The 24,750-nt window shown below is 61.5% G+C and carries 21 protein-coding genes and 1 pseudogene; 15 read left to right on the top strand and 7 right to left on the bottom strand.

All coding sequences use genetic code 11. The features are described from left to right. Positions 1-14: 14 nt before the first annotated feature. Positions 15-959: a choline ABC transporter substrate-binding protein gene (choX, locus tag ACF8O8_RS09790; RefSeq protein ID WP_014589378.1), complete on the bottom strand. Its 945-nt coding sequence runs from the start codon at positions 957-959 to the stop codon at positions 15-17. A 144-nt stretch (positions 960-1,103) separates the two neighbouring features. On the opposite strand from choX, the gene ACF8O8_RS09785 reads away from it, so the two are divergent. Then, entirely contained in the window at positions 1,104-2,051 is a 948-nt protein-coding gene (locus ACF8O8_RS09785; RefSeq protein WP_011953245.1) for a GlxA family transcriptional regulator, read from the top strand. 3 nt (positions 2,052-2,054) lie between these two features. On the opposite strand, the gene ACF8O8_RS09780 is transcribed toward ACF8O8_RS09785, so the two are convergent. From ACF8O8_RS09780 to ACF8O8_RS09770, 3 genes are all read right to left on the bottom strand, one after another. After that, complete coding sequence (locus ACF8O8_RS09780) at positions 2,055-2,672, bottom strand: hypothetical protein (protein WP_020193116.1); 618 nt, start codon at positions 2,670-2,672, stop codon at positions 2,055-2,057. 73 nt (positions 2,673-2,745) lie between these two features. Continuing rightward, entirely contained in the window at positions 2,746-3,438 is a 693-nt protein-coding gene (locus ACF8O8_RS09775) for a hypothetical protein (RefSeq protein WP_020193117.1), read from the bottom strand. Positions 3,439-3,576: 138 nt separating this feature from the next. After that, the gene (locus ACF8O8_RS09770; RefSeq protein WP_392509602.1) at positions 3,577-3,993 is read right to left on the bottom strand and encodes a lysozyme inhibitor LprI family protein; all 417 of its coding nucleotides are present in this window, start codon (positions 3,991-3,993) and stop codon (positions 3,577-3,579) included. A 285-nt stretch (positions 3,994-4,278) separates the two neighbouring features. Here ACF8O8_RS09770 and ACF8O8_RS09765 point away from each other — a divergent pair, with 285 nt between their 5' ends. The 7 genes from ACF8O8_RS09765 (at position 4,279) to ACF8O8_RS09735 (ending at position 13,415) form a co-directional block, all read left to right on the top strand. Next, positions 4,279-5,256, top strand: a complete 978-nt coding sequence (locus tag ACF8O8_RS09765; protein ID WP_003255700.1) for a dipeptidase — start codon at positions 4,279-4,281, stop codon at positions 5,254-5,256. Between the two features lie 75 nt (positions 5,257-5,331). Continuing rightward, the gene (locus ACF8O8_RS09760; protein WP_003255698.1) at positions 5,332-5,862 is read left to right on the top strand and encodes a DUF5943 domain-containing protein; all 531 of its coding nucleotides are present in this window, start codon (positions 5,332-5,334) and stop codon (positions 5,860-5,862) included. 15 nt (positions 5,863-5,877) lie between these two features. Further along, positions 5,878-7,938 carry a dimethylglycine demethylation protein DgcA gene (dgcA, locus tag ACF8O8_RS09755; protein WP_003255697.1) on the top strand — a complete coding sequence of 687 codons (2,061 nt, stop codon included), beginning with the start codon at positions 5,878-5,880 and terminating at the stop codon, positions 7,936-7,938. Between the two features lie 178 nt (positions 7,939-8,116). Then, positions 8,117-10,069, top strand: a complete 1,953-nt coding sequence (gene dgcB / locus ACF8O8_RS09750) for a dimethylglycine demethylation protein DgcB (protein ID WP_392509601.1) — start codon at positions 8,117-8,119, stop codon at positions 10,067-10,069. Further along, on the top strand, positions 10,069-11,301 hold the full coding sequence (locus ACF8O8_RS09745; protein WP_392509600.1) for an electron transfer flavoprotein subunit alpha/FixB family protein: 1,233 nt from the start codon (positions 10,069-10,071) through the stop codon (positions 11,299-11,301). The genes dgcB and ACF8O8_RS09745 overlap by 1 nt, the downstream gene beginning before the upstream one ends. A gap of 10 nt (positions 11,302-11,311) precedes the next feature. Then, on the top strand, positions 11,312-12,082 hold the full coding sequence (locus tag ACF8O8_RS09740) for an electron transfer flavoprotein subunit beta (RefSeq protein WP_010951675.1): 771 nt from the start codon (positions 11,312-11,314) through the stop codon (positions 12,080-12,082). Between the two features lie 601 nt (positions 12,083-12,683). Next, complete coding sequence (locus ACF8O8_RS09735) at positions 12,684-13,415, top strand: RHS repeat-associated core domain-containing protein (protein WP_010951676.1); 732 nt, start codon at positions 12,684-12,686, stop codon at positions 13,413-13,415. A 64-nt stretch (positions 13,416-13,479) separates the two neighbouring features. Here ACF8O8_RS09735 and gbcA read toward each other — a convergent pair whose 3' ends face one another. Continuing rightward, positions 13,480-14,772, bottom strand: coding sequence for a glycine-betaine demethylase subunit GbcA (gene gbcA / locus ACF8O8_RS09730; protein ID WP_010951677.1), 1,293 nt, complete (start codon positions 14,770-14,772; stop codon positions 13,480-13,482). A gap of 295 nt (positions 14,773-15,067) precedes the next feature. Here gbcA and gbcB point away from each other — a divergent pair, with 295 nt between their 5' ends. Then, entirely contained in the window at positions 15,068-16,168 is a 1,101-nt protein-coding gene (gene gbcB, locus ACF8O8_RS09725; protein WP_049588084.1) for a glycine-betaine demethylase subunit GbcB, read from the top strand. A 108-nt stretch (positions 16,169-16,276) separates the two neighbouring features. Here the strand turns inward: gbcB and ACF8O8_RS09720 are convergent, their stop codons facing one another. Beyond that, positions 16,277-17,902: a methyl-accepting chemotaxis protein gene (locus tag ACF8O8_RS09720; protein WP_392509599.1), complete on the bottom strand. Its 1,626-nt coding sequence runs from the start codon at positions 17,900-17,902 to the stop codon at positions 16,277-16,279. Positions 17,903-18,168: 266 nt separating this feature from the next. Here ACF8O8_RS09720 and ACF8O8_RS09715 point away from each other — a divergent pair, with 266 nt between their 5' ends. From ACF8O8_RS09715 to ACF8O8_RS09700, 4 genes and pseudogenes are all read left to right on the top strand, one after another. Further along, entirely contained in the window at positions 18,169-18,399 is a 231-nt protein-coding gene (locus tag ACF8O8_RS09715; RefSeq protein ID WP_003255686.1) for a hypothetical protein, read from the top strand. Then, positions 18,396-18,698: a cell division protein ZapA gene (locus tag ACF8O8_RS09710; protein ID WP_003255684.1), complete on the top strand. Its 303-nt coding sequence runs from the start codon at positions 18,396-18,398 to the stop codon at positions 18,696-18,698. The genes ACF8O8_RS09715 and ACF8O8_RS09710 overlap by 4 nt, the downstream gene beginning before the upstream one ends. Positions 18,699-18,879: 181 nt before the next feature. Beyond that, positions 18,880-19,953, top strand: a pseudogene (gene mcpH, locus ACF8O8_RS09705) (methyl-accepting chemotaxis protein McpH); the annotation flags it as partial. Positions 19,954-20,079: 126 nt separating this feature from the next. Further along, complete coding sequence (locus ACF8O8_RS09700) at positions 20,080-20,817, top strand: methyl-accepting chemotaxis protein (RefSeq protein WP_370588310.1); 738 nt, start codon at positions 20,080-20,082, stop codon at positions 20,815-20,817. 34 nt (positions 20,818-20,851) lie between these two features. Here the strand turns inward: ACF8O8_RS09700 and ACF8O8_RS09695 are convergent, their stop codons facing one another. Then, positions 20,852-21,892: a low specificity L-threonine aldolase gene (locus ACF8O8_RS09695; protein WP_010951681.1), complete on the bottom strand. Its 1,041-nt coding sequence runs from the start codon at positions 21,890-21,892 to the stop codon at positions 20,852-20,854. A gap of 325 nt (positions 21,893-22,217) precedes the next feature. On the opposite strand from ACF8O8_RS09695, the gene ACF8O8_RS09690 reads away from it, so the two are divergent. Both ACF8O8_RS09690 and ACF8O8_RS09685 read left to right on the top strand, forming a co-directional pair. After that, positions 22,218-23,471 carry a serine hydroxymethyltransferase gene (locus ACF8O8_RS09690; RefSeq protein ID WP_003255681.1) on the top strand — a complete coding sequence of 418 codons (1,254 nt, stop codon included), beginning with the start codon at positions 22,218-22,220 and terminating at the stop codon, positions 23,469-23,471. A 15-nt stretch (positions 23,472-23,486) separates the two neighbouring features. Then, positions 23,487-24,737, top strand: a complete 1,251-nt coding sequence (locus ACF8O8_RS09685; RefSeq protein ID WP_003255680.1) for a sarcosine oxidase subunit beta family protein — start codon at positions 23,487-23,489, stop codon at positions 24,735-24,737. The last annotated feature ends 13 nt before the right edge of the window (positions 24,738-24,750 follow it).

The raw sequence follows: 24,750 nt of genomic DNA, 5'->3' as shown, positions 1-24,750 counted from the left end.
GCGAAAGGGCCCTGTCAGTTGGCGGTAAGCTTGAGGTTGTCCGCAGCCGGCTTGCCATCGAAGGTGGTCACACCCTCAAGCCAGCGGGCCTTGTCCTCGGGGTGGTCCTTGAGCCACTGGCGGGCTGATTCCAGAGCGTCCTTGTGGTCGAGCAGTGGCTGCATCATGCGGCTCTCGTCCTCGGCGCTGAACTTCAGGTTGGCCAGCAGGCGGTGGGCATTGGGGCAGCGTTCGGCATAGTCCGGAGCCGTCACCGTCCACACCGTCGCGCGGCCTTCGTCAGGGCCGAGTGCATCCTGGCTGTCACCCAGGTAGGCCATGTCGATGTTCACGTTCATCGGGTGTGGCGCCCAGCCGAAGAACACCACGGCCTCCTTGCGCCGCACGGCGCGGTCGACGGCGGCGAGCATGCCGGCCTCGCTGGACTCGACCAGCTGGAACTTGCCCAGGTCGAACTGGTTCTTGGTGATCATTGCCTTGATCTGGGTGTTGGCGCCGGAACCCGGTTCGATGCCATAGATCTTGCCGCCCAGCTCTTTCTCGAACTTGTGGATGTCGGCGAAAGTCTTCAGGCCCTTGTCGTAGAGGTATTTCGGCACGGCCAAGGTGGCGCGCGCGTCCTCCAGGCTTGGCTTGTCCAGCACCTTGACCTGGTTGGCATCGACGAACGGGGTAATGGTCTGGGTCATGATCGGGTTCCAGTAACCCAGGAACATGTCCAGGCGTTTGTCGCGGATGCCGGCGAAGATGATCTGTTGCGAGGCACTGGTCTGTTTGGTCTGGTACCCCAGGCCGTCGAGCAGTACCTGGGCCATGGCGCTGGTGGCAATGACGTCGGTCCAGTTGACCACGCCCAGGCGCACGTTTTTGCAGGCGGCGGGCTCGGCGGCGAAAAGCGGGGTGGCGACGATGCTGCTCAGGGCAAGGGGCAACAGGCTGCGGCGGATCAAGCTGTGCATGGTGGCTCTCCATCGGCAGTGCATATTGTTATTGAGGGCGGCCTCTGCGGACCGTGTGAATACGCTACGCTGGCGTTACCTTGCCCAAGCGCACGCTAGCGACAGGAATTAGCACCGGGGCGACCAGTTTCTGTGGAGGAGGGGATGATGGAGACGATTGCCTTTCTGTTGGTGCCCGGCTTTTCTGCCATGGGGTTCATTTCGGCAGTGGAGCCACTGCGGGTGGCCAATCGTTTTGGTGGGCAGTTGTACCGGTGGCAGGTGCTTAGCCTGGACGGTGAGGCGGTGCTGGCGAGCAATGGCATGTCGATCAATGCCGATGCCGCCCTGGGGGAGGGCGAGCCGGCCAACATCCTGCTGGTGGTCGCGGGCTTCGAACCACTGGCCAATGTCGCACCCAAACTGCTGCATGCGTTGCGCCGGCTCAACCACGAAGCTGTCATGCTCGGTGGCATCGATACGGGCGCGATGGTGCTGGCCGAGGCAGGGCTGCTCGAGGGCTACCGGGCGACATTGCATTGGGAGGCGCTGGAGGCATTCAAGGAACGCTATCCAGGCCTTCAAGCCACCCAGGAGCTGTTCGAGATCGACCGCAGCCGCATCACCTGTGCCGGCGGAACGGCCTCGATCGACTTGATGCTGCACCTGATTGCCCAGTCTCACGGCAGCGAACTGGCGGTCAAGGTGTCCGAGCAGTTCGTGCTGGGTCGCATCCGTCAGCGCCAGGACCACCAGCGCATGCAGATCGGTGCGCGTTATGGCATCAGCAACAAGAAGCTGGTCCATGCCATTGGCGAAATGGAAAAACACATCGAGCCACCGCTGAGTACGCTGGAACTGGCTGCCGCGATCAAGGTGACAAGGCGTCAACTGGAGCGTTTGTTTCGCATGCACCTGGATGCAACACCGAGTGGTTTCTATCTCGGGTTACGGCTGGACAAGGCGCGCCAGCTGTTGGCCCAGACCGACATGTCGGTGACTGAAGTCAGCCTTGCGTGCGGGTTTGAACTGCCATCCTATTTCACGCGGCGCTACAAGCTGAGGTTTGGACGGTGCCCGCGGGAAGAGCGACGGCCCAGCGGTACAAAGTGAGCTTCAATCCAGTTCACGCTCGAGAATGGCCCTTAGCTTTTCGCGATTCCTTGCTTGCAGATCCTCGCGAAGCGGGGCGAACCCCGCTGCATTGAAGCGTGCACCGAGGTGATCGAATATCAGGTTCAACTTTCTGGTGGGCTCGACCGGGTCGGTAATGCAGTAGGCGTAAAACAGGATCGCAACCGGGACCTGGTCCCCCTCATGGTCCATTTCGATACTGAGATGTGAAGAGGCGTTCATGACGGTGAAGGTACGCGTACCTGCCGACTGCAGAGCGGCTTGAACATTTTCGTCGAGGCTCTTGAACCAAGGCCCTTTTTCGCGAGGCGGGGGTAGAAAGCCACTGTACACATCGCTTAATGCAAGCAAGTGCGGCTCATACACAATGGTTTTATGTGTATGTTCGAGCAGGGTGAATTTCAATGATTGCAAGGTGGCGATAGCGACAGTGAACCATTGCTGAGGCTGGGTTTCCATCGAGTATTTTTCATTGGCTACTGCTTGCGAATAACGCAGGCATAGCTGCAAATCTTCCCATGTATCGAGTGTCAGCCAGGGCGCAGGCTTGATGCTTAGCCGCTCCTCGAATATTCGGGTGTCCAGGCTCGTATCGTCCATGTGGCATTGCTCCTTGATGGATGCAGATGACCAGAACCGGGTACCAGCGCGCTCTGGTACCCGGCCTCGCTAATCAGATAGCGAGAAACGCGCCGAGGTCGCCTTTGATCTTCTCATTCACAAGGTCACGCGCAGCGTCGAAGTGACGAACGCTGAATGTGCCCTGTTGCGAAGCGCGATAGACGCGGGTAGAGGTTTTGTCGACCTTGCGGGTCAGGGCGCCTTCACGCTCGACTTTCGAGTCGTAGCTGGCCTGGAAGCTGGTCATGTGCATCGCAGGCAGGCCTTGTGGCGTCATTTCGCACTGGGCGACCACGAAGTTGCTCGATTTGCCGGTTTCGCTATGGCTGTGCTTTTCCAGGTGCGCCTTAACTTCCGGTTTCTGCACGACAATTTGCAGAACACGGCGGGCGCAGGCGGCGCGACGAGGGTCCGCGGAGACGCTGATGGTGACGGACTTGGTGATCAGCTCTGCCAGGGTCAGGTTGTCCTCATCAATGGCATCTTCGGCATGTGCTGCGCCCGTCATGGTCCAGCCAAACTTGATCAGGCCATCGTTGTAGAAGTTGTACCACTCGCGCTGCTGGGTCTCCTTGTCGAACTTCTTGTTGGCCAGTTCGGTCATCAAGCGCATGCCGGCCAGGATGTCTTCTGCAATGTTGGCAGGCACATTGTCAGCGAAGATGCAGATGGTCTGGCCGGTAGCGGCTACGCGCTCTTGACCCTCTTTGCGGATTTTTTCCATTTCAACTTTGATGTCAGCCACTTTGTAATTCCTTGATAGTTGTGAGTTCCAAGACACACATGGTGAGCACGTGGTCTGGGGGCACTATCGAGCAATTACGCAGGGGGCATCAGCGGCATGTTGTTCCTCTGGAGTTGATCCTTCACTCGCGCGTGCTGATCAATCTTCGGGTGCCGGCTCGTCACTGTTTTGCGAGCCCAGGCTGCGCAAATACTCCGCCCGCTCATCGCTGCGCTGTGCAATGCAGCTGTTCCAGGCGATCTGGTAGGCGTTGCTGTCGGGTTGTTCAGCATGGGTTTCGACCTTGCAGTCTGCATCGCGCAGTTGGCTCCAGACTTTCTCGGCTGCCTCTATTCGCGACATCAGGCCAGCCTCGTCGCCAAACTGATCACGCATGCGCTCGATCAGTTCGTCGTAGGCCGACTGCAGCTCACGCTCGGCGACCTGCTTGTTGAATGCTGCACAGGCGAACGTTTGCTGGTCGGTCTCCACATTGTCGCAAGGTGTGCTTTCTTCCTCACCGGCCTGGGCCCCGCTCACGATGGCCAGCAGCACCAGCCATGCCATTGATTTCATCCGTTTTCTCCTCAACAGGCTGTCGAATCGCAGGGATTCTCGCTCAGCCAGAGGTCAGGTGGTAGCTCCCTGACCAAATGTTCATGTACCGGTCGCAAATGTCGTTATCGAGACTGTCTCTCATCCCCGGAACACGCGCCAGACGCGCTCTTGTCGCGCATTGACGCTTTCGGCAAACCCCCTGTCGTTTTTGCACCGGGGCGCCTCGGGGCACAGGCATATGCTGGCCTCAAAGCGCCGGCAGAAGGTTTGGCGCGACCCAACTCTATAAAAGGGGACAGCCTGATGAGCCCAGCCGAACTACACGCCGACAGCATCGTCATCGATGGCCTGATCATCGCCAAATGGAACCGCGAGCTGTTCGAAGACATGCGCAAAGGCGGCCTCACTGCGGCCAACTGCACGGTGTCGGTCTGGGAAGGGTTCAAGGCTACCGTCGACAACATCGCGTCCAGCCAGAAGCTGATCCGCGACAACAGCGACCTGGTGATGCCGGTGCGCACCACCGCCGACATCCGCAAGGCCAAGGAGCTGGGCAAGACCGGCATCCTCTTCGGCTTCCAGAACGCCCATGCGTTCGAGGACCAGATCGCTTATGTGGACGTGTTCAAGCAGCTGGGCGTGGGCATCGTGCAGATGTGCTACAACACCCAGAACCTGGTGGGCACCGGCTGCTACGAGCGTGACGGCGGGCTGTCCGGCTTCGGTCGCGAGATCGTTGCCGAGATGAACCGTGTCGGCATCATGTGCGACCTGTCCCACGTCGGCTCCAAGACTTCCGAAGAAGTCATCCTCGAATCGAAAAAGCCGGTGTGCTACTCGCACTGCCTGCCCTCGGGCCTGAAAGAGCACCCGCGCAACAAGTCGGACGAAGAGCTGAAGTTCATCGCCGATCACGGCGGTTTCGTCGGCGTCACCATGTTCGCGCCGTTCCTGGCCAAAGGCATTGACTCGACCATCGATGACTACGCCGAGGCCATCGAGTACACCATGAACATCGTCGGTGAAGACGCCATCGGTATCGGTACCGACTTCACCCAGGGTCACGGCCAGGACTTCTTCGAATACCTGACCCATGACAAGGGCTACGCCCGCCGTCTGACCAACTTCGGCAAGATCATCAACCCGCTGGGCATTCGCACCGTCGGCGAATTCCCCAACCTCACCGAGACCTTGCTCAAACGCGGCCATTCCGAGCGCGTGGTGCGCAAGATCATGGGCGAGAACTGGGTAAACGTCCTCAAGGATGTCTGGGGCGAGTAAGCCGCTCTCCAAGCCTGATAGCCCCTGCCAGCAACGCCGGGGCACCCACAAAAAATTTTATGGAGTTGAGTTTCCATGGCCAAAATCGCCCCGCAATTGCCAATCGAAGTCGACAGCGAGACCGGTGTCTGGACCAGCGACGCCTTGCCGATGCTGTATGTGCCTCGGCATTTCTTCGTCAATAACCATATGGGTATCGAGGAAGTGCTGGGCGCCGACGCCTATGCCGAGATCCTCTACAAGGCTGGCTACAAGTCCGCCTGGCACTGGTGTGAAAAAGAGGCCGAGTGCCATGGCCTGGAAGGCGTGGCGGTGTTCGAGCACTACATGAAGCGCCTGAGCCAGCGTGGCTGGGGCCTGTTCGAGATCCAGGATATCGACCTGGATAAAGGTACCTGCAGCGTCAAGCTCAAGCACTCTGCGTTCGTGTACGTCTATGGCAAGTGCGGCCGCAAGGTCGACTACATGTTCACCGGCTGGTTCGCTGGCGCGATGGACCAGATTCTCGCTGCCCGCGGCAGCAAGATCCGCACCGTGGCCGAGCAGGTCTATGGCGGGTCGGAAGAAGGCCACGAAGATGGCCTGTTCGTTACAAAGCCGTTGTAAGCCGGAGATAGCGTCATGGCATTCGAAGCAATGTTCCAGCCGATCCAGATCGGCAAACTGACCATCCGCAACCGTGTGCTCAGCACCGCGCATGCCGAGGTCTACGCCACTGACGGCGGCATGACGACCGACCGCTATGTGAAGTACTACGAAGAGAAGGCCAAGGGCGGCATCGGCCTGGCCATCTGTGGCGGCTCGTCGGTGGTGGCCATCGACAGCCCGCAGGAATGGTGGGCATCGGTCAACCTGTCGACCGACCGCATCATCCCGCACTTCCAGAACCTTGCCGACGCCATGCACAAGCATGGCGCCAAGATCATGATCCAGATTACCCACATGGGCCGTCGCTCGCGCTGGGACGGCTTCAACTGGCCGACGCTGATGTCGCCATCGGGCATTCGCGAACCTGTGCACCGCGCCACCTGCAAAACCATCGAGGTGGAAGAGATCTGGCGGGTAATCGGCAACTACGCGCAGGCTGCGCGTCGCGCCAAAGAGGGCGGCCTGGACGGCGTGGAATTGTCGGCAGTGCACCAGCACATGATCGACCAGTTCTGGAGCCCACGGGTCAACAAGCGTACCGACGAATGGGGCGGCACCTTTGAAGGCCGCATGAAATTCGGCCTGGAAGTATTGAAAGCCGTACGCGCCGAAGTGGGTGACGACTTCTGCGTGGGCATGCGTATCTGCGGTGACGAGTTCCACCCTGATGGCCTCAGCCACGAGGACATGAAGCAGATCGCTGCCTACTACGACGCCACTGGCATGCTCGACTTCATCGGCGTGGTCGGCTCGGGTTGCGATACTCATAACACCTTGGCCAACGTCATCCCCAACATGAGCTACCCGCCGGAGCCGTTCCTGCACCTGGCAGCCGGTATCAAGGAGGTGGTCAAGGTCCCGGTGCTGCACGCGCAGAACATCAAAGACCCGAACCAGGCCACGCGCATCCTTGAAGGCGGCTACGTGGACATGGTCGGCATGACCCGTGCGCACATGGCCGACCCGCACCTGATCGCCAAGATCAAGATGGGCCAGATCGACCAGATCAAGCAGTGCGTCGGTGCCAACTACTGCATCGACCGCCAGTACCAGGGCCTGGATGTGCTGTGCATCCAGAACGCCGCCACCTCCCGTGAGTACATGGGTGTGCCGCACATCATCGAGAAGACCACCGGCGTCAAGCGCAAGGTGGTGGTGGTTGGCGCAGGCCCTGCCGGCATGGAAGCGGCCCGCGTGGCTGCTGAACGCGGCCACGACGTGACCCTGTTCGAGAAGAGGGACCAGATTGGCGGGCAGATCACCATTGCCGCCAAGGCCCCGCAGCGTGACCAGATTGCCGGTATTACCCGCTGGTACCAGCTTGAGCTGGCTCGCCTGAAAGTTGACTTGCGCCTGGGCACTGCCGCTGATGTGGCCGCCATCCAGGATCTGCGCCCGGACGTCATCGTGCTGGCCGTAGGTGGGCACTCGTTCCTGGAGCAGAACGAGCACTGGGGCGCCGCTGAAGGGCTGGTGGTCAGCAGCTGGGATGTGCTCGATGGCAAGGTAGCGCCGGGCAAGAACGTGCTGGTGTACGACACCATCTGCGAATTCACCGGTATGTCGGTCGCCGACTTCATCGCCGACAAGGGCAGCCAGGTCGAGATCGTCACCGACGACATCAAGCCAGGTGTGGCCATGGGCGGTACCACCTTCCCCACCTACTACCGCAGCATGTACCCCAAAGAAGTGATCATGACCGGCGACATGATGCTGGAAAAGGTCTACCGCGAAGGCGACAAGCTGGTGGCGGTACTGGAGAACGAATATACCGGCGCCAAGGAAGAGCGCGTGGTCGATCAAGTCGTGGTTGAAAACGGCGTGCGCCCTGACGAAGAGCTGTACTACGCGCTCAAGGAAGGTTCGCGCAACAAGGGCCAGATCGACGTGGAGGCGCTGTTCGCCATCAAGCCACAGCCGATCCTCAGCCAGCCGGGCGAAGGCTACCTGCTGTACCGCATCGGCGACTGCGTGGCCCAGCGCAACGTGCATGCGGCGATCTACGACGCCTTGCGCCTGTGCAAGGACTTCTGATCGTTAACAGTCGCCGCCATCGGGCGCGATCCCTGTAGGAGCGGGTTTACCCGCGAATGCGTCAGCACTGACAACACTGTTGCCTGACCGGACGCATTCGCGGGTGAACCCGCTCTTACATGGGGCCAGTCTCGCCCTCTGGTCGGCGCAAGAATCCAGCTGTTTGTGGGAGCCTCCCATGTTGAACACCCTTCTACCCATCCTGCTGTTCGCTGCCCTTGGCCTGGCAGTGCTCGGTGCCTTGCGCCGGGTGCGCATGTGGCGCCGTGGCCGGCCGTCCAAGGTCAACCTGATCGGCGGCCTGCTGGCCATGCCGCGCCGCTACCTGGTGGACCTGCACCACGTGGTTGAGCGCGACAAATACATGTCCAAGACCCACGTGGCCACTGCGGGCGGCTTTGTGCTGTCTGCTGTGCTGGCCATTCTGGTGCATGGTTTTGGCCTGCAGAGCAAGATCCTCGGCTATGCACTGCTGGTAGCCACGGTGATCATGTTCACCGGTGCCATCTTTGTCTTCAAACGCCGCCTCAACCCGCCCTCTCGTCTGTCCAAGGGCCCGTGGATGCGCCTGCCGAAGAGTTTGCTGGCGTTCGCCGTGAGCTTCTTCATTGCCACCCTGCCGGTCGCCGGAATCCTGCCGGCCAACACCGGTGGCTGGGTGATGGTCGCCATTCTGGGCCTGGGCGTGCTGTGGGGTGTGTCGGAGCTGTTCTTTGGCATGACCTGGGGCGGCCCGATGAAGCACGCCTTCGCCGGTGCCTTGCACCTGGCCTGGCACCGCCGTGCCGATCGCTTCGGCGGCGGCCGCTCCACCGGCCTCAAGCCGCTGGATCTGGAAGACCCGAACGCACCCCTTGGCGTGGAAAAGCCGGTGGACTTCACCTGGAACCAGCTGCTGGGCTTCGATGCCTGCGTGCAGTGCGGTAAATGTGAAGCCATGTGCCCGGCCTTTGCCGCTGGCCAGCCGTTGAACCCGAAAAAACTCATCCAGGACATGGTCATCGGCCTTGCCGGTGGCACTGACGCGCAATTCGCCGGTAGCCCATACCCTGGCAAACCAATCGGCGAACACGGTGGCAATCCACACCAGCCGATCGTCAATGGCCTGGTCGACGCCGAGACGCTGTGGTCCTGCACTACCTGCCGTGCCTGCGTCGAGGAGTGCCCGATGATGATCGAGCACGTCGATGCCATCGTCGACATGCGCCGCCACCTCACCCTGGAAAAGGGCGCCACCCCGAACAAGGGCGCCGAGGTGCTGGACAACCTGATCGCCACCGACAATCCTGGCGGCTTCGCCCCCGGCGGGCGCATGAACTGGGCTGCCGACCTTAACCTGCGGCTGCTGTCTGAAGTGAAAGTGACCGAAGTGTTGTTCTGGGTCGGTGATGGTGCCTTCGACATGCGTAACCAGCGTACTTTGCGTTCGTTTGTCAAAGTATTGAAAGCCTCGGGTGTGGACTTCGCCGTACTCGGCCTGGAAGAGCGCGACAGCGGCGACGTGGCGCGCCGCCTGGGCGATGAGGCAACCTTCCAGCAACTGGCCAAGCGCAACATCCAGACCCTGGCCAAGTACAAGTTCCAGCGCATTGTCACCTGCGATCCGCACAGCTTCCATGTGCTGAAGAACGAATACGGCGCCCTGGGCGGTGACTACCAGGTGCAGCACCACAGCACCTACATCGCCGAACTGATCGCGGCCAAGAAGCTCAACCTTGGCCAGCACAAGGGCGGCAGTGTCACCTACCACGATCCGTGCTACCTGGGCCGCTACAACGGCGAGTACGAAGCCCCGCGCGAAGTGCTCAAGGCGCTGGGTATCGAGGTGCGCGAGATGCAACGCTCGGGCTTCCGTTCCCGTTGCTGCGGTGGTGGTGGCGGTGCGCCGATCACTGACATCCCTGGCAAGCAGCGTATTCCCGATATGCGCATGGACGACATTCGTGAGACCGAGGCCGAGCTGGTAGCCGTGGGTTGCCCGCAGTGCACCGCCATGCTTGAAGGCGTGGTCGAACCGCGCCCACAGATCAAGGACTTGGCCGAACTGGTGGCCGACGTGCTGATCGAGGAGGACGCATCCACTGTCCCAAAGCCGCAAACGGCTAAACGTGAACCTGCGGAGGTGCACTGATGAGCGACATTATCCGCCGCGATCCACGCGCCGAGTGGATCGCCCGTAACCGTCTGCACCCGCTGCATGCCGCGATGCAGACGCAACAGACCAGCTGGATGGGGCCCAACGGCATCATCCGCAAGAACCCACATGCGATTGCCGCAGGCTTTGTCGGCCCGGCCGGCATCAAGCGCATCGACCGCAGCGGCGCCCAGCAGGGCACCGGCGCGGGCGGGCGGCGCACGGCAGCAGCCGAGGTCAAGTTGCCACTGCACCAGGTGGCGACGCCGGCGTTCTACATTGCCGTCGTGCCTGACATGGTTGGCGGCCGCCTGAGCAGCCACGACCGCGACCTGCTTGGCCTGGCCCACAGCCTGGCCGGCAGCGACGGCGCGGTGCTGGCCGTGGTGTTCAACGAGCACAAGGAAAGCAACTTTTCCACAGCCGGTGTCGATCGGCTGCTGGTTATCGAAGGCGAGGCCTTTGAAGGTTATGCACCGGAGCAACTGGTGCAAGGCCTGCGGGCTGTGGATAACCAGTTCGCGCCGCGCCACTGGCTGCTGCCTGACAGCCGCACCGGTGGCGGCGAACTGGGTCGGCGCCTGGGCGCCGCGCTGGGCGAGCGCCCGGCAACCCGGGTATGGCAGGTCAAGGACGGCCAGTGTATCGGCCGCGCCGGCGCCGGCCAGCAAGACCTGCAACGCACTGTGCCGCGCCTGATCCTGGCGGCTGCCGAGTGCGCCGAGCCGGTCAGCGAAACCCTTCACGAAGCGCTGCCGGTGGAGTTGTCAACAAGCGTGGTGCGCAGCCTGCCGCGCATCGAAGACCTTGGCTCGGTGGCCGTCGACCCGGCCACCATTGCCATGGCCGAAGCGGAGTTCATCGTCTCGGGCGGCAACGGTGTCAAGGACTGGGACCTGTACCACAAGGCCACCGCAGCCCTCGGCGCTACCGAAGGTGCCTCGCGGGTGGCAGTGGACGATGGCTTCATGCCGCGCAACCGCCAGGTGGGGGCTACCGGTACCTGGGTTACCGCGCGTGTCTATGTGGCTGTGGGTATCTCGGGTGCGATCCAGCACCTGCAGGGTATCGGTGCCTGCGACAAGGTGGTGGCGATCAACATGGATCCGGGCTGCGACATGATCAAACGGGCTGACCTGTCGGTGATTGGCGACAGCTCGGCGATTCTCAAGGCGCTGATCGAGGCTGTGGACAACTACCGCAGCGGCGGCCAGCGCGACGCGGCATAAGGGCACGAGCATGAGTACGAAAGTGATCAGCCTGGTTTCCATTGGTGCCCACCCCAGCTCTGGCCGCGCCCGCCGCGCCGAGCAGGATGCCCGTGCCGTGGAGCTGGGTTTGCAGCTGGCTGGGGATAACTTGCAGGTGGTGCATGCGGGCAATCCACAGGAAGAGGCCTTGCGCGCTTACCTGGGCATGGGCCTGGACCACCTCGACGTGCTGGAGCAACCGGCCGGGGCCGATGTGCTGGGCGTGCTGGGCGATTATCTGCGCGACGCCGGGGCCCAACTGGTGCTGACCGGCAGCCAGGCCGAGACTGGCGAGGGGTCGGGCATGTTGCCGTTCCTGCTGGCCGAAAAGCTCGGCTGGCCGCTGATTGTCGGGTTGGCCGAAGTGGAGTCGATCGACAACGGTACCGCCCAGGTGTTGCAGGCTCTGCCGCGTGGCCAGCGGCGTCGCTTGAAGGTGCGTCTGCCATTGCTGGCGACTGTGGATAACGCGGCGCCCAAACCGCGCCAGAGCGCTTTTGGGCCTGCGCGCCGGGGGGTATTGGCGGCGCGTAACGTGGCCATTGTCGAAGATGAGCTGTTGGCTGAAGCCGAGCTGCAACCGGCCCGTCCACGGCCCAAGCGCTTGAAGGTGATCAAGGCCAAGAGTGGCGCCGACCGCATGAAGGCCGCGACGGCCAAGGCCAGTGGCGGTGGTGGCAAGGTGCTGAAGGACGTTTCGCCGCAGGAAGGCGCTGAGGCGATCCTCAAGCTGCTGGTGGAAGAGGGTGTCCTGCGCTGAAGCAGGAGGGCTAGAGGTCTCTTTTTGGGAGCGTCCCGGCAAGGGCGCTCCCCTCATTCAGTACTCAGCATCGAGCGAGCACTTTTGCCCACCAAATCTGTTCGCCAAGGTGTGGATAAAGTGTTTGTGCCTGTCTACAGGCCTTTTGTGACAGGCTCTCCAAGGTTTTGATCAAAAAACGATCATGCACGCTTCCAGTCTTCGTCTGTGCGTATGTCAGCATTTTGCTGATTTTGCCCACAATCGCTGTTAGCCGGTCTGTGGATAATCTGTTCGGTTACGGCTGCAGGCTGCGTCGTTGAAGGTGTGGAGGAGTTTGTTCAAAAAATGATCAGTTTCGCTCAGATCCTACTCGATTCTTGAAAATCAGGGCCTTGAGCCGTTTATCCACAGCCCGATTGCAAAAAATTGCTTGGTTGCTCACAAAGTCTGTTGGTGTCTCTGTGGACAAGGTGTATGAACTCCGCTGTAGCCCAGTGATAATGCGGGCTCGGCCAATATGATCAAATAATGATCAGTATGCGGCCTGGCATTTTTGCCAGTACGCAAGCACACGATCGCTCATTACCCTATCCACATCGTGCAAGTAGTGTGGATAACCATGACGACATGCCTGCTTGACATCGACCAGCAGCAATCGGTATTGGGTGCGGGATATCACGAGCCTCGCGCCTACTCGCCGTACGGTGGCATGCGTGTAGTCCCGGTATCAGCGCTGGCTTTCTGTGGCCAGCACCTGGATCCGTTGACAGGTAGCTATCCATTGGGCAATGGCCATCGCTTCTACCGCCCGAGCCTCAGGCGCTTCATAAGCCCTGACGTGCTAAGCCCGTTCGGAAAGGGGGGGCTCAATGCTTACGCCTACTGCCAAGGTGACCCTGTCAACTTTGCTGACCCTAGTGGTCGTTTCCCCGCAATCATCGCGCCAGTCCGAAACCTTGTCACGGGAGTGATCAATCTAGGTATAAGTGCCGTGAAAATGTACCGGAACTACCGTACAGGGCGAGACTTCGCCCTCAATAGTGGTTACCCGGCGAGCCGCTCAGGGGTTTTCACATACGGCACGTCCGAGCATGCGGTCGCACGATGGTCTGTAGCGGATAAGGTGGTGTCGGCCGCTGGAGGCATCAGCGCTTCATTGAGTATTGGTACGGCTACCGCGCGGTTGATTACACCGGAATCCGAGGTGTTGGCCTGGGTTGATTTTGGGGTGGCCTCATTCGCCACAGTTTTGTCAGCTTATGAGCTTTACGGATTGGCAACGTCGTCTGCCGAGCGGCGCTATCCCATACAGCCGGTGGCTTATGAGATACGTACGGGAGTACAGCCTTGAGATGCAGTGGTGTGAAAGCGCCATGCTTCGGTCTGCTGCCGAAGCATGGCGGGTGCATCAGTTACTACTGCGCCTGCACTTCTTTCAGGTATGGCGCCGGCTCTGCCCCCAGGTTGTTCAGCACGCGCCCGCTGTACCAGTCAATGAAGTTCACCACACCAAACTCGTAAGTCTTCGAATACGGGCCCGGCTGGTACGCCGTGGAGTTGATCCCACGCTGGTTCTCTTCGGCCAGACGGCGGTCCTGGTCGTTGGTGGCGTCCCACACCTTACGCATGTTCTCGGGGTTGTAGTCCACGCCTTCCACGGCATCCTTATGCACCAGCCACTTGGTGGTGACCATGGTCTCCTGGGCGCTGATCGGCCACACGGTGAACACGATCATGTGGTCGCCCATGCAGTGGTTCCACGAGTGCGGCAGGTGCAGGATGCGCATCGAGCCAAGGTCCGGGTTCTTGATGCGACCCATCAGCTTCTGGCAGGCCTGCTTGCCGTCCATGGTCATCGACACGGTGCCCTTGAGCAGCGGCATACGCACGATGCGGTTACGCAGGCCGTGGCTCTTGTGCAGGTACGGGATCTTCTCGGCTTCCCAGGCAGCGGCGGAGGCGGCCACATGGTCCTTGAATTCCTGACTGGCGCGCGGGTCGTTGGTGTCGTCCCACTCCAGCAGGGTTTGCAGAAGTTCCGGGTGCGAACCGTTGCAGTGGTAGCACTCGCGGTTGTTTTCCAGCACCAGTTTCCAGTTGGCCTTTTCCATCAAGGTGGTTTGCACCGCCACCTTGGTGTTCTCCATGTCGTACGGTTCCATGTAATGGTCCAGCGTGGCCAGGAACTCGTCGATGGCAGGCGGATTTTCCGCCAGGCTGATGAAGATGTAGCCGCCGGCCACCTTCACGTTCACGGGCTTGAGGCCGTACTGGTTCATATCGAAGTCAGCACCCATCTCGGTGCCGGCGAACAGCAGGCGGCCGTCCAGCTCGTAAGTCCACTGGTGATATGGGCACACCAGTTTGGCCACCTTGCCTTTCTCGCTGACGCACAGGCGCGAACCGCGGTGGCGGCAGACGTTGTGGAAGGCATGCACCTTGCCTTCGGCACCGCGCACCACAATGATCGGGTTCTTGCCGATCTGCAGGGTGATGTAGTTGCCCTTGGCCGGGATCTCGCAGGTCATGCCGGCGATCAACCATTCTTTATGGAAGATCTCCTGCATGTCGATCTGGAACAGACGCTCGTCGGTGTAGAAAGGCTGGGGCAGCGAGTAGGTGCGCTCGCGGGTCTGCAACATCTCGGCGGTAGCCTTGCGTGCGGGTTCAAGTGGATCGCCCAGGCTCAGGGTTGCGGTGACGTCCATCGTGTATTCCTCGGGGCCGTATGCGGCCGGCAAAAGGTGGCTAATCGTTGTTGTGGTGCCGCAAGGCTGCTTCAGATAAAACAGCTAGTTCTTTTGCCGTGGAGTGTGCGTCCGAAGACGCCGCGAACCGTATCCATGGGCGACATGGCCGATTTGAATAACGACGCGCCAGCCCTTGTGCCACGGGGCTGGTCGCGATAAGCACGTCGATGTCGCAGGCAGGAATGTGCGTCGTCTTCAGCTTGCGCATTATCGATGCCATGAAAAGGGCCATAGTCGGCCGCTGGAGATGAACATGTCCGATACCTTCCTCAATCCGGTCACTACCCAGACCTGGGCCAATGGCCGCCACATTGTGCGCTGCGTCAAGGTCATCCAGGAGACCTGGGACGTGCGCACCTTCTGCTTCATGGCCGACCAGCCGATCATGTTCTTCTTCAAGCCAGGGCAGTTCGTTACCCTGGAGCTGGAGATCGAAGGCAAGCCCGTGATGCGGTCCTACACCATCTCCAGTTCGCCGTCAGTGCCCTACAGCTTCTCGATCACCGTCAAGCGCGTGCCGGGTGGCCTGGTGTCGAACTTCCTGCATGACACCATGCACGAAGGCGCCGAGCTGCCGGTGCACGGCCCGGTGGGGCTGTTCAACGCCATCGACTTCCCTGCTGGCAAGGTGCTGTACCTGTCGGGCGGCGTCGGTATTACCCCAGTGATGTCGATGGCGCGCTGGTTCTACGACACCAATGCCAACGTCGACATGGTGTTCGTCCACAGCGCCCGTTCGCCGAAAGACATCATCTACCACCGCGAGCTGGAACAGATGGCGTCGCGCATCCCCAACTTCAGCCTGCACATCATTTGCGAGAAGCACGGGCTGGGTGAGCCGTGGGCGGGTTACCGCGGTTACCTGAACCAGCGGCTAATGGAGTTGATTGCGCCCGACTACATGGAGCGTGTTGTGTTCTGCTGCGGCCCGACGCCGTACATGACGGCGGTCAAGCGCATGCTTGAAGCGGTCGGCTTCGACATGAAGAATTATCACGAAGAGTCGTTCGGTGCCACGCCGCCAGAGGCCAAGGCTGATGCGGTGGAGCACGCCGAGCAGGCAGCCGATGCGCCTGAGCTGGATGTTTCCGACCTCAACCTGGTGGAGTTCATCGGCAGCGAGAAGAGCATCCGCATCGCCCCGGGCGAGACCGTGCATGCGGCGGCAGCCAAGGTTGGCCTGATGATCCCGAAAGCCTGCGGCATGGGTATCTGCGGCACCTGCAAGGTGCTCAAACTGGGCGGCGAGGTGGAAATGGAGCACAACGGCGGGATTACCGAAGAGGACGAAGCCGAGGGCTACATCCTGTCGTGCTGCAGCGTGCCGAAAGGGGATGTGCGGATCGATTACTGATCCAGTGGCCAGTCTGGCTTCTTCGCGGGCACGCCCGCTCCCACAGGGTCATCGCTATCTTCAGGACTGCGGTGAACCTTGTGGGAGCGGGCGTGCCCGCGACTGCTTCTAGGTGCGGAACCGGGCTACCAGGCCATTGAGGTCTACCCCCAGGCGCGACAGCTCGGCACTCGCCGCGCTGGTCTGATGCGCCCCGGTAGCACTCTGCACCGACAGGTCGTTGATGTTCACCAGGTTGCGGTCCACTTCCCGCGCTACCTGGGCCTGCTCTTCCGCCGCACTGGCAATCACCAGGTTGCGCTCGTTGATCTGCGCCACCGCGCCGGCGATGGTGTCCAGTGCCATGCCCGCGCCACGGGCGATGTTCAGTGTCGACTCCGCACGCTCGGTGCTGGTGCGCATCGATTCTACCGCCTCTTCCGTACCGCCCTGGATGCTGCCGATCATGCGCTCGATTTCGCTGGTCGACTGTTGTGTACGATGGGCAAGTGCCCGCACTTCATCGGCGACCACGGCAAAACCACGGCCCGCTTCACCGGCCCGCGCGGCTTCGATGGCTGCGTTGAGCGCCAGCAGGTTGGTCTGGTCGGCCAGGCCACGGATCACGTCAAGCACCTTGCCAATGTCGCGCGACTGTTCTGCCAGGTGGGTAATCAGCTTGGCGGTGGCCTGCACATCACCACTCATGCGCTCGATCGCACCCACGGTTTCCATCACCAGGTCACGACCATCACCGGTGGAGCGGCTGGCTTCACTGGAGGCTTCTGAAGTGCTCACGGCATTGCGCGCCACTTCTTCCACCGCACTGGTCATTTCAGTGACTGCAGTGGCGGCCTGTTCAATCTCATTGTTCTGCTGCTGCAGGCCACGGGCACTTTCGTCGGTGACGGCATTCAACTCTTCTGCCGCCGAGGCCAGCTGGGTGGCGGAGCCGGCGATCTGCTGCAAGGTATCGCGCAGCTTGTCCTGCATGCGCGCCATGGCGCGCAACAGCCGGGCGGCTTCGTCGGTGCCCTCTGCGCGGATGACGTGGGTCAGGTCGCCGTCGGCGACTTGCTCGGCGCATTTGAGTGCTTCTTCGATCGGCTTGACGATACTGCGGGTCAGCAGGAAGGCACAGGCGAAGGTCAGTACGGTGGCGGCAACCAGCAGGCCGATCACCAGGGCGAAAGCGCCGGCATACTGGTTGGCGGCTTTTTCGTTGGTGGCGCGAGTCTGGTCAGTGTTGATGCGTACCAAGGTGTCCATGACCTTGTTGATCTGCTCGGAGTTGGCCAGCAGGTCGCGGTTGAGCAGGTCACGCAATTCATCCAGGCGATCGGCCTGGCTCAGTGTGCGCATGCGCGATTCCAGCTGGCGGTACTGGTTGAGCAACTGACCGTACTGGTCGAATGCTGCCTGTTCGTCGGCGGCGACGATCATTGGCAGGTAGGCCTGGCGTGCACGGTCGATCTGGCTGTTGCGCTGGTCCAGCATATCGAGGGTATCGCGTTGGGTTGCCGGCTCGCGGTTGAGCAGCAGGCGGTAGGAAAGCGTGCGCATGCGTAGGTTCAGCGCGGTGAGTTCGTCGAGGATCTTGATGCTGGGCACGCTGACTTGCTCGATGGCAACGCCCGCCTGGCGGATGTTACCCATCTGCACCAGAGAGAAGATACCAAGGCCGAGCATCAGCAGGCCGATGAGAGCGAAGCCGAGAAGCGCGCGGGGGGCGATATTCATGTTGCGTAGGGACATGGAGAGGAGGATCCAGGCAAGTGGGAAAAGAGCGACAAAATATGACTTGCCGGGCTATCGGTCGTGACTGGCCAGTCTTGAATGCGTCCGGGGAAAATGGTGCGACCGCGAACCTTTTCCTGACCGGCGGTTGATCCAGGTCGGAACAAGGGGTCGATTGCCCTGTCAATCTGCGGGTTCGACACCTTATGAATCCGATATTTAATGGCGATAGGGCGCACTTTTCTTTATCGTGTGTGCCCCTCGCAACAACCTGAGATAGACCCATGCTGGAAGCTTCCCTGAATCAAATCGAGCAACTGGTCAGCGACCTGATGCAGAAAAACGCTCAACTCATCGAGCAGAACACCGCCCTTGGCCAGGAACTGGCCCAGGCCAAGGAAGAGAACGAAACCCTGCAGCTGTCGCTGATGGAGCAGGAAGAGAAGAACGGCGCTACCGCAGCACGCATCCAGGCCCTGGTCGAGCGCGCCAGCGCGGGCGTTGTTGGCGCATGAGACTGCAGGAGCAGCCGATCAATGTCGTGTCGATCCTCGGCATCGACTATTCGATCAAGGCGCCCGAAGGCCAGGAAGAAACCCTGGCCCAGGCGGTACGGATGCTCAACAAAGCCCTTAACGAGACCAAGCGTCAGTACCCGACCTTGATCGGTGACAAACTGCTGGTGCTGGCTGCCCTTAACCTGTGCTCCAAGCAGGTTGAGCTGCAGAAGGAGCATCAGCAGACCCTTGCGCGAACTCAAGCGCAGATCGACGCCACGGTGGATGCCATCGTGCGGACCATCGCTGAGCAATAAGGCCTTACACCGTCCCCCCGTAGGAGCGGGTTCACCCGCGAATGCGTCAGTGGCTTCAACACCGCATTCGCGGGTAAACCCGCTCCTACAGGGGGCATCTGATTGCTTCAGATCACTGGATTAACTGGATACGCAAGTGTATACACTTTCCGCAAAACAATAATGTGCGGGGAGTAGGGGCATGCGTATCTGGCGTAAGAGCATCCAGTTGCAATTGATCACCAGCATGGGCGCTGCCCTGCTGGCGAGCATCCTGGTGGTGGTCATTATCTTCACTGTGGCGCTGAACCGCCTCACCGACCGCTACCTGGTCGACACTGCCCTGCCAGCCAGCATCGAGGCTATCCGCAACGACATCGAGCGCATGCTGGGCCAACCGTTGGTTGCTGCCGCGGACATTGCCGGTAACACCCTGCTGCGCGACTGGCTTGCTGCCGGTGAAGATCCCGCGCAGGCACCCCAATTCATCGAATACCTGGCCGCCGCCAAACAGCGCAACCACGCCTTTACTACGCTGTTCGCCTCGACCGAAACCGGCCACTACTACAACGAGAACGGCCTGGACCGCACCCTCAGCCGCAGCAACCCCAAGGACAAGTGGTTTTACGGTTACATCGACAGCGGCGCCGAGCGCTTCATCAACATCGACATCGATGGTGCCACCGGCGAACTGGCTCTGTTCATCGACTACCGCGTGGAAAAGGAAGGCAAGCTGGTGGGTGTGGCCGGCATGGGCCTGCGCATGACCGAGTTATCGAAGCTGATCCACGACTTCAGCTTTGGCGAGCACGGCAAGGTGTTCCTGGTCCGCAACGATGGCCTGATCCAGGTGCATCCCGATGCTGCCTTCAGTGGCAAGCGCCAGCTTGCCGAGCAGCTTGGCGCGGACGCAGCCAAAGGCGTCATGACCGGAGGCGAGAGCCTGCGTAGCAGCCGCTTCAGCCGTGACGGTGAGCGCTACCTGGCGCTGGGCCTGCCGCTGCGCGACCTCAACTGGACCCTTGTGGCCGAAGTGCCAGAGTCGGAAATTTACGCGCAAATGCATCAGGCCGTCTGGCTGACCAGCCTGATCGGTGGCGCCGTCGCGTTGGTGTCGCTGCTGTTGGTGGTACTGCTGGCGCGTGGCCTGGTGCGGCCGATCCGCCGCGTTACCGCCGCATTGGTTCAGATTGGCAGTGGAGCGGGTGATCTCAGCCACCGCCTGGACGATTCGCGTCAGGATGAGCTGGGTGACCTGGCCCGTGGTTTCAACCGCTTCCTGGACAGCCAACGCAGCCTGATCGGCGAGGTGTTGAGTACCTCCGAGCGGCTGCGACGGGCCGTGGAGCAGGTAACCCAGGTGGTGGACAACACCGCCGAGCGCTCCGGGCGCCAGCAGGAGATGACCGAAATGGTCGCCACTGCTGTACACGAGATGGGCCTGACCGTGCAGGACATCGCCCGCAATGCCGGCGATGCGGCCCAGGCGTCGCAGTCGGCACGAGACGAGGCGTTGCAGGCCCGCGAGGTGGTGCAACGATCCATTCGTGGCATCGAGGGCATGTCGGGCGACATCGGCAAGGCGGCCGATGCGGTCAGCCAGCTGGCCGACGAAGTCGCCTCGGTCGATGAAGTGCTCGCGGTAATCCGCAGCATTTCCGAGCAGACCAACCTGCTCGCGTTGAACGCTGCCATCGAGGCCGCGCGGGCAGGGGAGATGGGGCGCGGGTTCGCTGTGGTGGCCGATGAAGTACGTACGTTGGCCCGGCGCACACAGCTGTCCACCGATGAAGTGCAGCAGATGATCCAGCGCCTGAAGCTAGGTGCAGGTTCGGCGGTGAGTTCAATGCAGGCAGGGCAGCAGGCGACCGGCAGTGGCGTGGAATCGAGCCAGCGCACCGGGGCATCGCTAAGCGCGATTACCGACCAGGTAGAGCACATCAGCGACATGAACCATCAGGTGGCCACGGCTACCGAGGAGCAGTCGGCGGTGACCGAGGAAATCAACCGGACGGTGCAGGGGATTTCCGATTTGGCGCGTGAGACGGCGGCGGAGGTGCAAGGGTGCCGCGAGGAGTGCCAGGCGTTGCGTGGGTTGGCTGATGACCTGGCGCGGCAGATGGGTGGGTTCAGGCTCTAGATCGCAGGGGCCGCACGGCGGCCCCGGCTCTCGCTCAGCCACCAATGATCGTGCGGATATCCGCCGCCAGCTCACGCACCCGCGCTTCTTCGGTATCCCACGAGCACATGAAGCGCGCGCCACCGCTGCCGATAAAGGTATAGAAGCGCCAGCCCTTGCCCCGCAGCGCCTCGATGGCGTGCTCTGGCATCTGCAGGAACACCCCGTTGGCCTCCACCGGGAACATCAGCTCTACCCCCGGCAGGTCACTGACCAGCGATGCCAGCAGTTGCGCGCAATGATTGGCGTGGTTGCCATGGCGTAACCATGCGCCATCTTCCAGCAGCCCGACCCAGGGCGCCGACAAGAAGCGCATCTTCGACGCCAGTTGCCCGGCCTGCTTGCAGCGATAATCGAAGTCTTCGGCCAGCTGGCGGTTGAAGAACAGAATCGCTTCGCCCACCGCCATGCCGTTCTTGGTGCCGCCAAAGCACAGCACATCCACACCGGCCTTCCAGGTCAGTTCGGCCGGGCTGCAGCCCAGGAACGCACAGGCATTGGTAAAGCGTGCGCCGTCCATGTGCAGGTTCAGGCCCAGCTCCTTGCAGGTGGCGCTGATCGCCTTCAGCTCGTCGGGGCGGTACACCGTGCCCACTTCGGTGGCCTGGGTAATGGTCACCACGCGCGGCTTGGGGTAGTGGATATCCTGGCGTTTGAGCGCCACTTCGCGGATCGACTGTGGCGTCAGCTTGCCGTTGACGCTGGCCGCCGTCAGCAGCTTGGAGCCGTTGGAGAAAAACTCCGGTGCACCGCATTCGTCGGTTTCGACGTGGGCGGTCTCGGAGCAGATCACGCTGTGATAGCTCTGGCACAGGGATGCCAGGGCCAGGGAGTTGGCCGCGGTGCCGTTGAAGGCGAAGAACACCTCGCAGTCGGTTTCGAACAGATTGCGGAAGTACTCCGATGCACGCTCGGTCCACTGGTCGTCGCCGTAGGCGCGGTCGTGGCCGCGGTTGGCTTTCTCCATCGCCACCCAGGCTTCGGGGCAGATACCGGAATAGTTGTCGCTGGCGAATTGTTGGCTCTTGTCTGTCATGGCACGGTCCTGTGAACGACGCAGATCAGCACTCTAAACCATCGATTCAGCACTTGCCTATACAACCCGTGCAGCGATTTCTGTTCATTACTGTGCCGGCCCCTTCGCGGGCGCGCCCGCCCCCACAATGGTCCTGCAAACGCCAATCACTGTAGGAGCGGGTTCACCCGCGAAAGGGCCAGCGCAAACAGCACAACAGCGAATGTCGTAAACGCGCCATTGCAAGGCGTGCGCAGGCATCTGACCCGGCCCCACCAGTCATAACATCGCCACAAAGGGCCACAGTGCCCCACGACAAAAAACGATCGCTGCCGGGAGATACACAATGTTCAGCAAGCAAGACCAGATCCAGGGTTACGACGATGCACTGCTGGCGGCGATGAATGCCGAAGAACAGCGCCAGGAAGATCACATCGAGCTGATCGCCTCGGAGAACTACACCAGCAAGCGCGTCATGCAGGCCCAAGGCAGCGGCCTGACCAACAAGTACGCCGAAGGCTACCCTGGCAAGCGTTACTACGGTGGCTGCGAGCACGTAGACAAGGTAGAAGCCCTGGCCATCGAGCGCGCCAAGCAGCTGTTCGGTGCCGACTACGCAAACGTCCAGCCGCACTCCGGCTCGTCGGCCAACGGCGCGGTCTACCTGGCCCTGCTGCAAGCCGGTGACACCATCCTGGGCATGAGCCTGGCCCACGGCGGTCACCTGACCCACGGCGCCAAGGTGTCGTCCTCGGGCAAACTGTACAACGCAGTCCAGTACGGCATCGACACCAACACCGGCCTGATCGACTACGACGAAGTCGAGCGCCTGGCGGTCGAGCACAAGCCGAAAATGATCGTTGCCGGTTTCTCGGCCTACTCCAAGACCCTCGACTTCCCACGTTTCCGCGCCATCGCCGACAAGGTGGGCGCACTGCTGTTCGTCGACATGGCCCACGTTGCCGGCCTGGTTGCCGCTGGCCTGTACCCGAACCCGATCCCGTTCGCCGACGTGGTCACCACCACTACCCACAAGACCCTGCGCGGTCCGCGTGGCGGCCTGATCCTGGCCAAGTCGAACGAAGAGATCGAGAAAAAGCTGAACGCCGCTGTATTCCCGGGTGCCCAGGGTGGCCCGCTGATGCACGTGATCGCTGCCAAGGCGGTGTGCTTCAAGGAAGCGCTGGAGCCTGGATTCAAGGCCTACCAGCAGCAAGTGATCGAAAACGCCCAGGCCATGGCCCAGGTGTTCATCGACCGTGGCTACGATGTGGTTTCCGGTGGCACCGACAACCACCTGTTCCTGGTCAGCCTGATCCGTCAGGGCCTGACTGGCAAAGACGCCGACGCCGCCCTGGGTCGTGCGCATATCACCGTCAACAAGAACGCCGTGCCGAACGACCCGCAGTCGCCGTTCGTCACTTCGGGCCTGCGTATCGGCACCCCGGCCGTCACCACCCGCGGCTTCAAGGTCGCCCAGTGCGTGGCCCTGGCTGGCTGGATTTGCGACATCCTCGACAACCTCGGTGACGCAGACGTCGAAGCCGATGTGGCGAAGAACGTCGCGGCCCTGTGCGCAGATTTCCCTGTCTACCGCTGAGTGGAGTCACACACCATGCAACGTTACTCGGGCTTCGGCCTTTTCAAGCACTCCCTCAGCCACCACGAAAACTGGCAGCGCATGTGGCGCACGCCAACCCCTAAAAAGGTTTACGACGTGGTCATTGTCGGCGGTGGCGGCCATGGCCTGGCCACGGCCTACTACCTGGCCAAAGAGCACGGCATCACCAACGTCGCCGTGATCGAGAAGGGCTACCTGGGCGGCGGCAACACCGCCCGTAACACCACCATCGTGCGTTCCAACTACCTGTGGGACGAGTCGGCGCACCTGTACGAGCACGCCATGAAGCTGTGGGAGGGCCTGTCCCAGGACCTCAACTACAACGTGATGTTCTCCCAGCGCGGTGTTTACAACCTCTGCCACACCCTGCAGGACATGCGTGACTCCGAGCGTCGGGTCAGCGCCAACCGCCTCAACGGCGTGGATGGCGAGCTGCTGAACACTGCCCAGGTTGCGGCCGAAATCCCGTACCTGGACTGCTCGAAGAACACCCGCTACCCGATCCTCGGCGCCACCGTACAGCGCCGTGGTGGCGTTGCCCGTCACGATGCCGTGGCCTGGGGCTTCGCCCGCGCTGCCGACGCCCTGGGCGTCGACCTGATCCAGCAAACCGAAGTGATCGGCTTCCGCAAGGAAAACGGCGCGGTCATCGGTGTGGAAACCAACAAAGGCTTCATCGGCGCCAAGCGCGTCGGCGTGGTCACCGCCGGTAACTCCGGGCACATGGCCAAGCTGGCCGGCTTCCGCCTGCCGCTGGAATCGCACCCGCTGCAAGCGCTGGTATCCGAGCCGATCAAGCCGATCATCGACAGCGTGATCATGTCCAACGCCGTACACGGCTACATCAGCCAGTCCGACAAAGGCGACCTGGTGATCGGTGCCGGTATCGACGGCTGGGTCGGCTACGGCCAGCGCGGTTCGTACCCGGTGATCGAGCACACCCTGCAGGCCATCGTCGAGATGTTCCCCAACCTGTCGCGTGTTCGCATGAACCGCCAGTGGGGCGGCATCGTAGACACCTCGCCGGACGCTTGCCCGATCATCACCAAAACCCCGGTCAAGAACATGTTCTTCAATTGCGGTTGGGGTACTGGCGGCTTCAAGGCGACCCCCGGTTCGGGCAACGTCTTCGCCGCGAGCCTGGCCAAGGGCGAAATGCACCCACTGGCCGCGCCGTTCTCCATGGACCGTTTCTACAACGGCGCACTGATCGACGAACACGGCGCCGCCGCCGTCGCCCACTAACCGGAGACACCGT

Origin of the sequence: Pseudomonas sp. TYF_14 (assembly GCF_043105275.1) — a bacterium.
GTDB lineage: Bacteria > Pseudomonadota > Gammaproteobacteria > Pseudomonadales > Pseudomonadaceae > Aquipseudomonas > Aquipseudomonas alloputida.
This window is presented reverse-complemented; position numbering and strand designations above follow the sequence as displayed.

Coding starts and splice junctions, on each gene's coding strand:
- choX (WP_014589378.1), bottom strand. CDS start 959: ATGCACAGCTTGATCCGCCGCAGCCTGTTGCCCCTTGCCCTGAGCAGC.
- ACF8O8_RS09785 (WP_011953245.1), top strand. CDS start 1,104: ATGATGGAGACGATTGCCTTTCTGTTGGTGCCCGGCTTTTCTGCCATG.
- ACF8O8_RS09780 (WP_020193116.1), bottom strand. CDS start 2,672: ATGGACGATACGAGCCTGGACACCCGAATATTCGAGGAGCGGCTAAGC.
- ACF8O8_RS09770 (WP_392509602.1), bottom strand. CDS start 3,993: ATGAAATCAATGGCATGGCTGGTGCTGCTGGCCATCGTGAGCGGGGCC.
- ACF8O8_RS09765 (WP_003255700.1), top strand. CDS start 4,279: ATGAGCCCAGCCGAACTACACGCCGACAGCATCGTCATCGATGGCCTG.
- ACF8O8_RS09760 (WP_003255698.1), top strand. CDS start 5,332: ATGGCCAAAATCGCCCCGCAATTGCCAATCGAAGTCGACAGCGAGACC.
- dgcA (WP_003255697.1), top strand. CDS start 5,878: ATGGCATTCGAAGCAATGTTCCAGCCGATCCAGATCGGCAAACTGACC.
- dgcB (WP_392509601.1), top strand. CDS start 8,117: ATGTTGAACACCCTTCTACCCATCCTGCTGTTCGCTGCCCTTGGCCTG.
- ACF8O8_RS09745 (WP_392509600.1), top strand. CDS start 10,069: ATGAGCGACATTATCCGCCGCGATCCACGCGCCGAGTGGATCGCCCGT.
- ACF8O8_RS09740 (WP_010951675.1), top strand. CDS start 11,312: ATGAGTACGAAAGTGATCAGCCTGGTTTCCATTGGTGCCCACCCCAGC.
- ACF8O8_RS09735 (WP_010951676.1), top strand. CDS start 12,684: ATGACGACATGCCTGCTTGACATCGACCAGCAGCAATCGGTATTGGGT.
- gbcA (WP_010951677.1), bottom strand. CDS start 14,772: ATGGACGTCACCGCAACCCTGAGCCTGGGCGATCCACTTGAACCCGCA.
- gbcB (WP_049588084.1), top strand. CDS start 15,068: ATGTCCGATACCTTCCTCAATCCGGTCACTACCCAGACCTGGGCCAAT.
- ACF8O8_RS09720 (WP_392509599.1), bottom strand. CDS start 17,902: ATGTCCCTACGCAACATGAATATCGCCCCCCGCGCGCTTCTCGGCTTC.
- ACF8O8_RS09715 (WP_003255686.1), top strand. CDS start 18,169: ATGCTGGAAGCTTCCCTGAATCAAATCGAGCAACTGGTCAGCGACCTG.
- ACF8O8_RS09710 (WP_003255684.1), top strand. CDS start 18,396: ATGAGACTGCAGGAGCAGCCGATCAATGTCGTGTCGATCCTCGGCATC.
- ACF8O8_RS09700 (WP_370588310.1), top strand. CDS start 20,080: ATGACCGAAATGGTCGCCACTGCTGTACACGAGATGGGCCTGACCGTG.
- ACF8O8_RS09695 (WP_010951681.1), bottom strand. CDS start 21,892: ATGACAGACAAGAGCCAACAATTCGCCAGCGACAACTATTCCGGTATC.
- ACF8O8_RS09690 (WP_003255681.1), top strand. CDS start 22,218: ATGTTCAGCAAGCAAGACCAGATCCAGGGTTACGACGATGCACTGCTG.
- ACF8O8_RS09685 (WP_003255680.1), top strand. CDS start 23,487: ATGCAACGTTACTCGGGCTTCGGCCTTTTCAAGCACTCCCTCAGCCAC.